A 12,219-nucleotide genomic window follows, 5' to 3' on the forward strand; every position below is an offset into this window, starting at 1 on the left:
GTCGATCGACCTTCGCCTCCTAATCCCGCTTGCAGCCGACGAAATGAAAATTGACACCCCAGCTCACTGGCTCGCCCGGTTCTGCCGGCTCATAGGTCCCGACGGTAAAGTTACAGCCTGTCATGGCTTTCTTCAAAGCTCGCCCAAAATCTGCCATATCGCGGATCTCTTGCTTGTCGATTTCCTTGATGACGGAGCGAACCTTGATCCCCGCATTGTCCGCTCGAGAATTCCCGATGACCTCGAACACCGCCACACCCTGTGGTCGTTGCAACTTCAGCTCCTTCTGGATTTCTTCATCCACCGGCCCCACCACGATGCCGAACTCCTCTCCAAGACTCGACGCTTCTTTCTCCGTCATGGAACCATTGTCAGTGGTTCCTAGTGCCGGCTCTGGTCCAAGGCAATTCAGCACGCACAACAGCAGGATTCCCACTCGCATCGGCACGGTCACAATTCTTGTGCTCCAACTCAGGAAACGGTCTCGCATCAAAAAGCCACGGATTGCCGACATTCTGTGATTACGTCACGGGGTCGAGGCGAAGATGAAACCATGGGGCGACGGCTTTTTGTCCGTTTCGTTCCTTATTTTCCCCGTTCCAGACGGAGAACGAAATGGCTTGCACACGCCCCGGGACCAGTTTCGCTTCGTTCTCTTGTTCTTCGCTCTGCAGTGGCCGACGCATCACGACATGCCAGACCCCATCTTTCCAGAACGCGTGCCCCTGCACACGCCCTTGTTTCTCTTTGGTGGTGAGGGTGCTAAATCCTCCGCCGATGAGATCTTCCACGGAAGACACCCGTCGCGGAATGACCTCAAAGGTCCGCACACCACCCTCTTTCCGTTCTGACGGTCGAGCCGCACGCCGATCGATATCGCTCTGCCAATCCGCCTTCCAATGCCAGATATTAATGTAGTGATCCAACTGTCCCATACAGAAAAAGGCCGGTGCATCGCCGAGCGGAAGGCCGATCGCCACGCCATCTCGGAAGGTCCCTGGAGTCAGTTGGTCATTCTTCGTGTTGTCTTGCCACTCGAGGAGAAAGACAAGATCCGTCCCGTTGTGGATGGAGCGCACGGTCAACGCGCGTACCGTCGGCTCTGGCCACACCGGTCTCGTAATAACCTGTCCACTGAGAGGAATGGTGATCGGTGCAACGGATTGCCACGCGGCATCGTCGGCAGTCTTCGGCAAGTCTCCTTGGACGAAATAGGATCTGATGCTCATCCCCTCAGAACTGACCAGGGGGATTCCGAATGCCCCGAGGACACTGGCGAGGATGATCAGCCCAGACAAGAAACCAATGAGGTGAGAACGGGAGTTGCTGATCCAAGCCATAGACAGAACCTGATACTCCGATAACGAATCGGGTTCAGATTACCACAAAACTGCGGCGAGACAAACGTAGCGAGGAGGAGCCATTGACTACGGGAGCCTGAGTCGGCGGATCTTGTTTTCTCCGCGTTCACAAATGTAGAGATGGCCTTGGGAGTCCAGCGCCAAGCCCACAGGAGAATTGACTACGGCTTCAACCCCGAGCAGACCATCGCCGTGCTTCACCATTCCGGCTGATTCCTTGGCGACGAATCGAGCGGCGCCGCAACCGCCGATATTCTTGTCTTCGTATCCGCTATCCCCGTTTCCTGCCACCGTCGTGATGACACCGGTTTTCCCATCGACCTTCCGAACCCGATGATTCATCGTGTCCGAAACATAGAGATTGTTCTCTCGATCAATGACCACGGCTTCAGGAGCGTGGAGCATGGCCTTGACCGCCAGCTTGTCGTCGCCGTCATACCCGTACCGGCACACCCCCGCGACGGTCGAGATAATGCCCGTCCGCGCATCGATCTTACGAACACGATTGCTGCCCTTGTCGACCACATGCAGATCGCCCTTGCTATCGACGGCGAGGCCGACGATGTCGTAGAGACGCGCATCCATTGCGGACGTTCCATCATCCAGATACATCGACATGTCCAACCCATCGGAACAGACCGGCATGAGCCAGCCCTGATCATCGCTGAAATCGATGCCGATCGCATCACCGGACAGCACGACTAAGTTTCTCGCCACTAACGGTTGTTCGCGTGCTTCATCTTCCGCCGTCCAAGCCCCTGCGATGGTTGTCACCATGCCGGTCGTGAGATCGACCCGTCGCATTTTGTGCGCTTGCGTATCAGCGATATAGAGGATATCGTCTTCTCCGAACGCAATCGCAGCCGGCCAAGTCAGGTTGACCTCTAATGCCGGTCCATCTCCGTTAAACCCGTGTTGTCCGGTCCCAACTACCGTCGTAATGACGCCGGTCTCATGATCGATCCTACGAATCCGGTTGCTCCCGGAATCACAGATATACAGATTGTTCAGCGAATCAAACGCGACACCAAGCGGAAGATAGAGACCGGCTTCACCGCAGAGCCCCTCATCGCCGCTGTAGCAGGTCTCTCCGATGCCGGCGAAGTTGTGAAGCGTGCCCTCCTGCAGATGAATGCGGCGGACACGATCGGATCCCGATTCGGCAAAGTATAGCCACTGCTCATCCTGATCGAGAGCCACATGGTGGGGAAGAGGAATCCCAGCCTTCACGGCGCGTTTGCCGTCACCAGTGCTTCTCGCCTTGCCGTTTCCGGCAAAGGTCTCGATATATCCTGTGGCCAGCTGGAGTTCAGTATCCATCGTGATGACTACGACTGTTGGGCAGACTGGGCGGGCGATCCAGTCGGCTGAGTCAACGATGCATTCTGCGTCGACGTGACAGCTTGAGGCGACGTGGCCTCTTGAGCGGCTGCCTGGGCTTCGGCCTCAATCGCGTCCGCTTCATGTACAGACTTCTTGAACCCTTTAATAGCCTTGCCGAGCCCTTCCCCTAACTGTGGAAGTTTCCCAGCACCGAAAATGATCAGGACGATCATGAGGATGAGGATAAGTTCTGTGAACCCTAAGCTACCAAACATAGTGCCCCCCTTCCCATAAAAGAATCAGGACCGAGGATTGTCTTTTGCCTTCTTGGCAAACCGTTCTTTCAACCGCTTGCGAGCCGCTTCTGCTTGTTCGAACATCTTGCACTTATCGTAGACGCTGATGAGGTTGTAATAGGCCAGCGGCTCGTCAGGGTTGTGCTCGACGGCGCTCTCCATGACCTGAATCGCCAAATCGGTCTTCTTGTGGCTAAGGGCGATTTCCATCAGTTTAAAACTAGCCTCGAGATGCTTCGGATCAAGCTCCAAGGTACGAAGGTAACACTGAATTCCCATATCAATCGTGTTGTAATCGGATACCTGCGGGTTATCCAATTCGACATAGACCCCTGCGAGGTTGTACCAGGCGATAGGATCATCCGGAGTGATTTCCACGAGACGTTCGTAGTAATTCTTCGCCTCCAAATATTTCTTCTTATCCGCGTACAGCCTCCCTAGGTTGAACAGGGCCAGGACATCATGCGGGAAGATTTCCAACGCATGCCGGAATTCAGCTTCGGCCTCGTCGCTCATACTTTTCGTCGCATAGATCGTCCCAAGATTGGCATAGTACATGGCCAACGAGCGATTCATTTCCGCACGAAGACCCTCAGCCATCTCGATCGCTTTCTTGACTTCGGCTAAGGCATCATCCAGACGCCCCTTACTGAAGTACAATTCACCGAGTCGACAGCGCGCCTGGAAGTCATCCGGCTCACTGGCCAACAACTGTTCAATCCCGGCAATTTCCTCATCGGGAGAGAGGGGGAGATCTCCAGGATCAGCGGGAGTATCTACGTGTGATGTCATCTGTCCAGGTGTATCCATAACAACGCTCGTTCTTTGGTTTATACGTGCCCCGTGACCAGCCTCTCCGATGCCGGCATCACAGAGCCTTCCCTTGTCGACACTTCCGCCGTGGCCGCCTTCGCTCGATCAGCTGCGAGCAACATCACTCCAAGAACAACCATCAGGGTCAGATTCGAGAACAATAATGCGTAGCCGGCGATGAACATGAGGCCAATGCCATACCCTGCTATTCGACCCGTCATCAGCAACTTCACGACCGTGTACGACCAACAGAGCAATCCCCCGACATAGATCGCAAAAGGCAAATAGAACGTGTAGCCCATCCCAAATTGGAAGATCCAACCGATACCCTGCGAGGCCTGCCGAAAGGCAGCGGCAAATGCCGGGCTGTACAGATCTAACAGATAATCGGCCACAATCAACGTCGCAAACACGATCGTCGTGACTCCCCAAAACCACAGGGCTCGGCTCAGTTGCTGTCGATTCTTCGTGCGAAGTGATAGACTTCTGCTCTTCCCGTACGCCACAAACACCAGATAACTGGCCAGCAGCATGAACGCCTCACCCGCACGGTGCGACTCATACGCCAATGGTGGGGCGGCCAGCACCCCCATCCAGCTATAGAAGCTCGACACAATCTGATAGTACAACCATCCCGAAACGCCTAGATAGTAGACAGCAGCCAGTACTCGTTGTGCCGATTCACGATGCGTGATCCAGTACTCTGATACAAAGGCCGTAAGCACGACGAGCGTCAATCCGTTGTAGAGGACGGCCCCCAGCATCCCGGGCTCGATAACCAGGAAGAGGATGGTCAACAGCAACAGCAGGACCGTGCCTGCGATTCCTCCCCTGACCAGCCGACTCGTGTCATAGCCTTTCCATCGGTTGATGATGGCCAATGCCAGAGCCAGGAACAACAACACGGCGACGATGTTGATGAGCCAGGTCCCTACTTCGGTCAATGCGGTGAACGTCGGCGTAATCCATGGATGGTCAGCCGCCATCTTACTCAAATGCATCCCGAGACGGGAAAGCAGACGATACAAGATCAGCTCAAGGAAGGAGGTCAGCAGAACCAGCTTGACGGCGTACTCGAACAACGGGCCAAAGTCCGAAATCCTACCCGTCAACCGCTCACTTCCTGCCGCTGCGTTCATGCCCCCACCCACGCCAATCCGGTTGTTAGTGTGGTCGGAAACAAGGAGGTTCACCGTGCGGCCACCGGGAGCTGCTTCGCCGCTTCTTTTGCTCTCGAGATATACAGCAGTCCATCCGCCATGGCATAGTTGAACGGGAGTTCGCACACGACCTCGCTGATCCGCTCATACACGTATTGATAGAGCCGTTCCGCTTCATCGGGTGTCATCCCCTCTTGCACTTCGTAAAAGAAACCAAGGCTGAGGTCCTCCGCAGACGGTCGCATAATGCGACGAATCCCATAGCTGCCCGGATCGCTCATGATCGGCGCTTCTTTTTCCAAATCGAACAGGCACGGCTGACAAGAAAATCCGTACGACTGATGCAATTTCTTGTTTTCCACGATGAAGTTCATCGTTTCGAGCGCTTCTTCCTCTTTTTCCGTAGGGAACCCGACGATGATATAACAATGCATCGCTATACCGAGATCGACGCAATCGTCCGCGATCCGCCGGACCCACTCCTGCTTGATTCCCTTCTTCATGAAATCCATGATGCGCTGATTGAAGGATTCCAGCCCGAAGACGATCTTCAAGCACCCGGCCTCCCGCATAGATGCCAGTAGCTCACGCGAGAGGTTTTTCTCGAACCGCATCTCGCACGTCCACTTCACATCAAGCCGTTTCTCAACCATCTGTTGACACAACCGCCTCGTCGGCGCCAGCGCAAAACATTCGTCTGTAAAAAAGAAATGTCTCGCGCCATAGCGTTGCTTGAGCCACTGCAACTCTTCGACGGTTCGCGCTGGATCCTTCTGGCGGAAATTCTGGTGGTCGAGCGTCAAGGCACAGAACGCACAATCTTTATAGTAACACCCCCGAGAAAACTGAACCGGAAGGACCGGTTCCGGCGACAGATAGAGATCCAACGGAAACCCGTCATAATTGGGCGCCGGAAGTTGATCGACATTTTCTGAATAGAACGGCTGATTGACCGTAATTTTCCCGTTGTTGCGATAAATCAGGTTCGGAACTTTGCTGTAATCTTTCTTGCCTGCCAGCTGATTCACCAATTCCAGCAAGGCCGTTTCCCCTTCAAACACGACGATATCGTCGGTTAATTCGAACAAACTCGGGCAGCGTCGAATGTTGTCGACGAGACGAGTAAAGATACTGCCTCCGATGGTCACGTGCAGATCGGGAGCAGCCTCCTTGATCAAACGACAGAGCGTCAGGCCGGGAATGATTTGCGATGTCGCGGTAATCGACACCCCGATAAGATCAGGACGGCTGTCGACAATTGACGGAATGAACCGGTTTCGGAAGAGGCTCAGAAACGGATTCTGCTGCTCATCACGAACGACCTGCATCAAATCTTTCGAGGAATAAATCGAATAGTTCCCGAACTGATTGTCGACCACAGTCAGTCGCGTGGGGAAGTAGACTGCAGAAACCACTTCCAACCATTTGTCGATCATGAATAAGCTGGCGCGATAGGCATCGGGGTCATAAAACTCTTCGCTGCGCAAGGTCTCCTTCGCCAGCTCAATGCGCTCAACCAGATAGGTAAAGCGATCGAGAGAATCGGTGACCTTGGCATAGTGCTCTCGGCTCCCGGCACCGGTCTCTCCGGTGTGAGTTCTCTCCAGGTCGCGCTGTTTGGCGATCAACAGTTGATAGACCTCATCCGCATAACTTCTGGTCAAGATCGTATCCAGCAACTCGATGCCCAGATCGCGCTGCGATACGTCTGAAATCCCACCTTGATGCAAAAATCCCGTGAGGGAAGGCAGGCTGAGATACGGTTGAGATGGATGCCAGGTTGGTGGGAAAAGCAGGGAGACTTTCACGGAGAAATGAATCCTTTTACTCTTGAAAATCAGCCATTTCGATGGATATACCTTTATACCCCCCGCCGTTTGTGAAATGCAATCCCACCGTCTCTTCGCTGTGCGCGGACTCACAATAAAAAGAGCCCCGGGTAGCTCTCGCACAGCTCACGAGCCAACCCGAGGCTTCTCTTGATCTTCTTTTCGCATGCGCATCGTTGCCAATGCCCATGCAGATACGGCACTGACTACAGCTTCAACGTAAACCAGGTCGACAACGACTTCATGCCGTTTCGTTCGATATTGGCGCCATCCCAGACTGCAAACGCGATTGGCACCGACATGCCGGCCTTAAACTGCACATCGTTGGCGTCTCCGTTTTCCAAAGTCCGCTTGACGACGACCCGCCACGTCGGACCGGTGTAGCCTCCACCCTTCACGGACCCAGACGGTTCCCACACACCGTTTCCAATCACGTCCTGGTGTGCTTGCGTCGTAAGAGTGCTGAAGCCGTTTGCGCTCAGATCTTCCACTGAGCTCACACGAAGCGTCGGATCGGACATGATATTGCCCGACCAGATGCCGGAATTAAATGGCCCAAGGCTCCGACCGATACGATCCGGATATGTGACGCCACCGGCAGGCTCTTCAAAGTAAAAGTCCCAAAAAATTCCAGGGTATTGATCGTCGACATCCCAAATACCGGCACTATCCTTGCCGATATCCTTCTGCCACTCGGCATTCCATCGCCAGATATTGGTCGTTCCACCGGATTGTCCCATGCACTGGAATGGCGGAGCTCCGGCCGTGTTGAGGGGGAACATCACGGCCACCTGGTCACGAAAGTCCTGTGGGCCGATTGCGGTGTCATTCTTCGTCTGGTCGACCCACTCTAAGCGCAACCCAACATCCTTCCCATTGGTCATGGCCTTGACGAACACCGACTTCACGGAAATATTGGGATGCATCGGTGTTGTGATCAACTGCCCACTCAACGGAATAACGACACCTGGAACACTTTCCCAAACGGGATTGGCGCCGTCCATGGGAATCGGGCCCTTAACCGTCTTCGCCGGGATCGTCACCGGTTGACTGACGGCTAGTGGTACTCGCCCCATCGTCAGCAAGAATCCGACGGTCAGGGCAGAGAGAAGAATAGCAAACACCAATTTCTTGTTGGTCGTCTGCGCTACTCTCATAGTGCTCATTCCTCCTCTCGATGATGGTAAAGGTAAGGTTTCGCTCAATTCTCTGTCGTCAAGCCTGTCACGCATTCCCCGCAGGTCCACCCTGCTCTACATCCGTGTCTTTCTCTTTTTCTTTCACATCCATGTAGGATTGCGCACCGACCTCATTCAGCAACATGCTCAATTCATTCCCTTGATCTTGCGCACCACACTCGTAGGTCTGTCCCTCCGGAGAGCTGAATGTCGCCGGACGATAATCGGTCTCCGTATAGGGTTGAGGTACCACCCCAAGAAATGCGGTCTCAAAATCCATCCAGTCGGCGGTCAGATCGGCGATCAACTTAAAAGGACCGGAATCCGCCTTTTTCGTCAACATGCGACAGAAGAGCGGCACCCATCGGCCGATATGGTTCTTGACGAACTTCTTCTGGGCCTCGACCACGATGTGTGTTTTTTCGGGCCCATCATGACAGCGGGAGTAGGATTCTTTGTAGGCGAGAAAGTGCATGAACTCGAATTCGACGCTCAGATGGTCCAGCCGCTCGTGAATATCTTTTGATAACTCAACGCCGAAGGCCTTATAAAATCCTGAAATATCCCCCATTACATGGGATTGAGCAAATACGTGATCATTCCCGAACAGCGTTTCGTACGGGGGACAATCGAGCGTGATGACATTACTAAACACTCGCCGATGTTCAGCCTGGAGATCACTGAGCTGCCAACTGGAACATTCTGACGAAACCAAGTTTTCAATCAAGGCTATCTGCGTCCTCAACGCACTCAATTTCCCCTTCGCTCGCTCATTTCCGTCCGAGCCGATGGCAACGTCCAGCGCATCCAGTGCGGCCCTGCCGTCCTCCACGAACTCTCCGCACCGGAGGTAATCCAGAAATTCTTCATCTTCCGGGTACAGCAGACTCCAGGAGATCAACAGATAGATCTTACTGCGTCCAAGCGCACGTTCGACGGCGGGAGAATCTTTGAGCGCAGAAGGATTTGGCCGCGTGGCGGTTGCTATGGGGGACAAACCTGTTGTTGGGTGTTGGCTCGTCACAGACATCGCCTCCTAACCACTTCGCTTACAGCGCACTTCCTCACGGATGGACGAAAAACAAAGCCCTGTATGTATATGAAACGGCTTGCACGAAGTCAAGGGCGAATTGGCGCCTCTCCGATCGGCGAAGATTTCTCTCGACCGGTTGCATCGTTGGAATAGCGGCGTCATCGGTCGTCCTCGGTGAGATGCCTCGCAGGCACCACTCTGATCGCCACATGATCGTTGACGGTATGGCAAACCATCTCGCACATCCCGCATCCCACACAGGCGTCTGTCTCCACCGACAGACTTAACGACTCGACATCCATCGCAAGGGCGTCGGTTGGACATCGCGACACACAGGCGTGGCATCCCTGGCCTGCCGTACAGAGCCGCTGGGAGATCACCGCCAGTCCCATGCTGACCCGGCGGCTGTGCTCAACCGGCACGAGTGCATCGGCTCCGCAGGCTCTCACGCAGGGAAAGTCTTCACACAACAGACAGGGTGATTGATCGGCATAGAGAACCGGCGTGCCGTCGGTCTGATGGATGGTGATGGCGTGAGGGGGACAGGCCGTCAGGCAGTCAGCGCACTTCGTACATCGCTCAAGAAACAGTGATTCCTCCACCGCACCGGGAGGACGCAACCAATCCAGCCGAACCTGAACCGGAGCGTGCTCCGTCCGGCGGCCATCCACCTCCTTGACAAACTCTTGCGCGGCTTTGACCGTAGAGAAAACGGAATCTTTCAGAAAGTCTCGTCGGCCATATGAAGGATTGGTGGCCATGGTAAAGATCACGTACTCTGTTCCGGGTCTCGAGTTGCGTGTTTCTTGTTGGAGAACCCGACACTCGAAACACGCAACGGGAAACGACGCCCAACGTTACATCACGCCGTCGGCTCGTAACTTATACACCTCCACACAGCGATCGCAGGCCCCGAATTCAATATCCCACCCCGGATGATTCTCCCGGATGAAGTCGAGCACATAGGGCTCTAGTTTTGTGCCCATGTCCTCGACCCATGAATAGGTTGGAAACCGACAGAGCGGGCACGGGAAACCCGGCATCAGCATGATCTTGTTTTCAGTCTCCGGCACCTCGCCGCCTTCCACATCCACGGCTCGATCCATGACGCGCAGCGTATCGGAGGCCATTTCGATCAACTCTGAATGGGTGAAGTAAGAAGTTTGCCACAAACCTTCGAACACCGACTTCAGTTGAGGCGGTGGAATTTTTCGGTACCACGACCGAAACTCCTTGAACCGATCATCCTTGCTCAACATGGGTTCCTTGCCCGTTGCCACCAACCGGCTGTCCACGCTCAGGCTCCAGAGCACGCGATACCGCTGTAAGATCAACGTCTCTTCACCGGGGTTGAGTCCCATCTTGGTATCTGGATCGTAGCCGAACTGCGCATCGATCATATCCGAAATATGCATCAGCTCATGGCGGCAATAGCGAGTCAACGCGGGATCGTAAAATCGACGGGGAATTAATTTAATCCCGACGCCTTTCAGGCCTTTCTCCTCGAACTCTTTGGCCAGATCTTTCTCGACCGACCCCCATTTCCTGAGGATGTCGACACCCTCCTGACTTTCCTTCAGCACACCTTTCACCAGCACGATGCCAACCGTTTGCTTTAAGAGCGGGTATTCGTTGAACGAGTCGCGGACGATATCCGAAAACCCCCAGATGCCGAAGAGATACTGATAGAGTTTCTTAAACTCTGCCTCCCGGTCTTCGAGGATAAACTTCTCGTAGATCGGATCGGCGTGTTCATGAAATTCCTTGTAGTAGGTCGGATCGCCCTCCCGCTCGGTCTTCTCGACGAACGAGTCGATCACTTCCTGAAGCAAGGCTGGTTGGAATCTGATTTCCATTGGAAGAACGCTCCGCGGCTAGAGAAATGACTTTGAACGATCATGCGGGCTCTCCTGGCCGCTATGGCAACTAGAGCCACCTTGACGCTTCGACACTGTCTTGAACGCCGAACAGGCTCAGCGTCAACCCTAAACCGGCGTCTCTCACCCTATTATGGAGGTCGAAGGGTTGACTTGTCTGCGAGGCATCTCTTACGATCCGTCACGAACACCAGGATTATACTGGCCGGGCCGGTGACCAATCAAGCAAGCAGGAACCAGACCGCTGAGGAAACACACGACACATGACGTCCCATTCGTTACCGACCGCATCTCTAGAACCAACCCCGGCCTCAACGTCTCCTCTCGACTTTTTGGAGTATTGGAGTGCCGACTGCCGTGAGGCAACAACGTTTCGTGGCCATTCTCATGGCATCTGGGCCGTTGCGTTTTCACCGGACGGCACCACCCTCGCGAGTGGTGGGGCGGAACGTCTCGTCCGCATGTGGGACATCGAAACCGGTCGGTTGCTGCGCTCCCTTCGGGGCCACACCCATGACATTCGCGCCATCGTCTTCACTCCGGACGGACAGACCTTAGCGACCGCGAGTGAAGACCGCACGATCCGCCTCTGGAACGGAAAAACCGGCGAGCCGATGAAGTTGTTGTTCACCCGGTACGATCACAGTGTCTGCAGTCTTTCGCTCTCGCCGGACGGTCTCATGCTCGCGCGCGGCAGCCACAATAAAGACATCAAGATTTGGGAAGTCACCACCGGTACTGAGCTGATGACTCTCCTCGGAAAGGATGAGTACGACCACCATTGGTCGGTCTGCGTGGCCTTTTCGCCGGATGGCATTCATCTCGCCACCGGAACCGACATCGGAAAGATCAAAATCTGGGAAGTGCTCCCGAGCGGTGAAGAAAAGGTGCTCCACGATGGGCATTGGCGACGAGACCAGGAAGATTCCACAGAAACTCGTGGCTACTTCATCGAAGATGATGGTGGATTCCAAAAACCGATGGACTACTGGATCGGCGCGATGACCTTCACCCCCGATGCCAAGCTCTTGATTACCGGCAGCCGAGACTCCACGATCAAGCTCTTCGAGATGCCGACCGTCGTGGAGAAAAAATCCCTCACCGGCCACAAAGGCTGGGTCCGCAGTCTCGCAGTCTCGCCGGACGGCACCGTCTTAGTCAGTGCGAGTGATGACCAGACGATCAAGTTTTGGGATCTCTCCACCGGACGAAACTTCCGAACGCTCAAAGGCCATACCGGTGGCGTCCGTTGCATCTCCTTTTCTCCGGACGGCAAACGCCTCGCCAGCGCCTCCTGGGATCGGACGGTGAAGCTGTGGGAGGGGGGAGCGCCCTCGGGGGACTAGCGC

Annotated in this window: 11 protein-coding genes and 1 pseudogene; 1 reads left to right on the forward strand and 11 read right to left on the reverse strand. The window is 54.8% G+C overall.

The features are described from left to right. Positions 1 to 19: 19 nt before the first annotated feature. The 11 genes and pseudogenes from IPM58_18445 to IPM58_18495 all read right to left on the reverse strand — a co-directional run bounded on the left by IPM58_18445 (position 20) and on the right by IPM58_18495 (position 10,849). Positions 20 to 454: a PDZ domain-containing protein gene (locus IPM58_18445; GenBank protein MBK9309021.1), complete on the reverse strand. Its 435-nt coding sequence runs from the start codon at positions 452 to 454 to the stop codon at positions 20 to 22. A gap of 67 nt (positions 455 to 521) precedes the next feature. Next, a complete protein-coding gene (locus IPM58_18450) occupies positions 522 to 1,340 on the reverse strand; it encodes a hypothetical protein (protein MBK9309022.1) in 819 nt (272 codons plus the stop codon). Between the two features lie 87 nt (positions 1,341 to 1,427). Beyond that, complete coding sequence (locus IPM58_18455) at positions 1,428 to 2,681, reverse strand: hypothetical protein (GenBank protein ID MBK9309023.1); 1,254 nt, start codon at positions 2,679 to 2,681, stop codon at positions 1,428 to 1,430. 125 nt (positions 2,682 to 2,806) lie between these two features. Further along, positions 2,807 to 2,959 (reverse strand): annotated as a pseudogene (gene tatA, locus IPM58_18460) (twin-arginine translocase TatA/TatE family subunit). Between the two features lie 24 nt (positions 2,960 to 2,983). Next, complete coding sequence (locus IPM58_18465; GenBank protein MBK9309024.1) at positions 2,984 to 3,772, reverse strand: tetratricopeptide repeat protein; 789 nt, start codon at positions 3,770 to 3,772, stop codon at positions 2,984 to 2,986. 38 nt (positions 3,773 to 3,810) lie between these two features. After that, positions 3,811 to 4,932 (reverse strand): hypothetical protein, encoded by a 1,122-nt coding sequence (locus tag IPM58_18470; protein MBK9309025.1) that lies wholly within the window; start codon positions 4,930 to 4,932, stop codon positions 3,811 to 3,813. A 50-nt stretch (positions 4,933 to 4,982) separates the two neighbouring features. Then, positions 4,983 to 6,761 (reverse strand): radical SAM protein, encoded by a 1,779-nt coding sequence (locus tag IPM58_18475; protein ID MBK9309026.1) that lies wholly within the window; start codon positions 6,759 to 6,761, stop codon positions 4,983 to 4,985. Positions 6,762 to 6,988: 227 nt separating this feature from the next. Beyond that, complete coding sequence (locus IPM58_18480) at positions 6,989 to 7,939, reverse strand: nitrite oxidoreductase, gamma subunit (protein ID MBK9309027.1); 951 nt, start codon at positions 7,937 to 7,939, stop codon at positions 6,989 to 6,991. A 67-nt stretch (positions 7,940 to 8,006) separates the two neighbouring features. After that, the gene (locus IPM58_18485; protein MBK9309028.1) at positions 8,007 to 8,990 is read right to left on the reverse strand and encodes a molecular chaperone TorD family protein; all 984 of its coding nucleotides are present in this window, start codon (positions 8,988 to 8,990) and stop codon (positions 8,007 to 8,009) included. 161 nt (positions 8,991 to 9,151) lie between these two features. Beyond that, a complete protein-coding gene (locus IPM58_18490) occupies positions 9,152 to 9,754 on the reverse strand; it encodes a 4Fe-4S dicluster domain-containing protein (GenBank protein ID MBK9309029.1) in 603 nt (200 codons plus the stop codon). Between the two features lie 96 nt (positions 9,755 to 9,850). Then, positions 9,851 to 10,849 (reverse strand): hypothetical protein, encoded by a 999-nt coding sequence (locus IPM58_18495; protein ID MBK9309030.1) that lies wholly within the window; start codon positions 10,847 to 10,849, stop codon positions 9,851 to 9,853. A 284-nt stretch (positions 10,850 to 11,133) separates the two neighbouring features. Here IPM58_18495 and IPM58_18500 point away from each other — a divergent pair, with 284 nt between their 5' ends. Then, on the forward strand, positions 11,134 to 12,216 hold the full coding sequence (locus IPM58_18500) for a WD40 repeat domain-containing protein (protein MBK9309031.1): 1,083 nt from the start codon (positions 11,134 to 11,136) through the stop codon (positions 12,214 to 12,216). Positions 12,217 to 12,219: the final 3 nt, after the last annotated feature.

It is taken from the genome of Nitrospira sp. (assembly GCA_016715825.1).
Lineage (GTDB): Bacteria > Nitrospirota > Nitrospiria > Nitrospirales > Nitrospiraceae > Nitrospira_D.

What these genes read in the sequence shown, in the direction of transcription:
- IPM58_18450 (MBK9309022.1), bottom strand. Translation starts at nt 1,340, where the DNA reads ATGGCTTGGATCAGCAACTCCCGTTCTCACCTCATTGGTTTCTTGTCT.
- IPM58_18455 (MBK9309023.1), bottom strand. Translation starts at nt 2,681, where the DNA reads ATGGATACTGAACTCCAGCTGGCCACAGGATATATCGAGACCTTTGCC.
- IPM58_18465 (MBK9309024.1), bottom strand. Translation starts at nt 3,772, where the DNA reads ATGACATCACACGTAGATACTCCCGCTGATCCTGGAGATCTCCCCCTC.
- IPM58_18470 (MBK9309025.1), bottom strand. Translation starts at nt 4,932, where the DNA reads ATGAACGCAGCGGCAGGAAGTGAGCGGTTGACGGGTAGGATTTCGGAC.
- IPM58_18480 (MBK9309027.1), bottom strand. Translation starts at nt 7,939, where the DNA reads ATGAGAGTAGCGCAGACGACCAACAAGAAATTGGTGTTTGCTATTCTT.
- IPM58_18485 (MBK9309028.1), bottom strand. Translation starts at nt 8,990, where the DNA reads ATGTCTGTGACGAGCCAACACCCAACAACAGGTTTGTCCCCCATAGCA.
- IPM58_18490 (MBK9309029.1), bottom strand. Translation starts at nt 9,754, where the DNA reads ATGGCCACCAATCCTTCATATGGCCGACGAGACTTTCTGAAAGATTCC.
- IPM58_18495 (MBK9309030.1), bottom strand. Translation starts at nt 10,849, where the DNA reads ATGGAAATCAGATTCCAACCAGCCTTGCTTCAGGAAGTGATCGACTCG.
- IPM58_18500 (MBK9309031.1), top strand. Translation starts at nt 11,134, where the DNA reads ATGACGTCCCATTCGTTACCGACCGCATCTCTAGAACCAACCCCGGCC.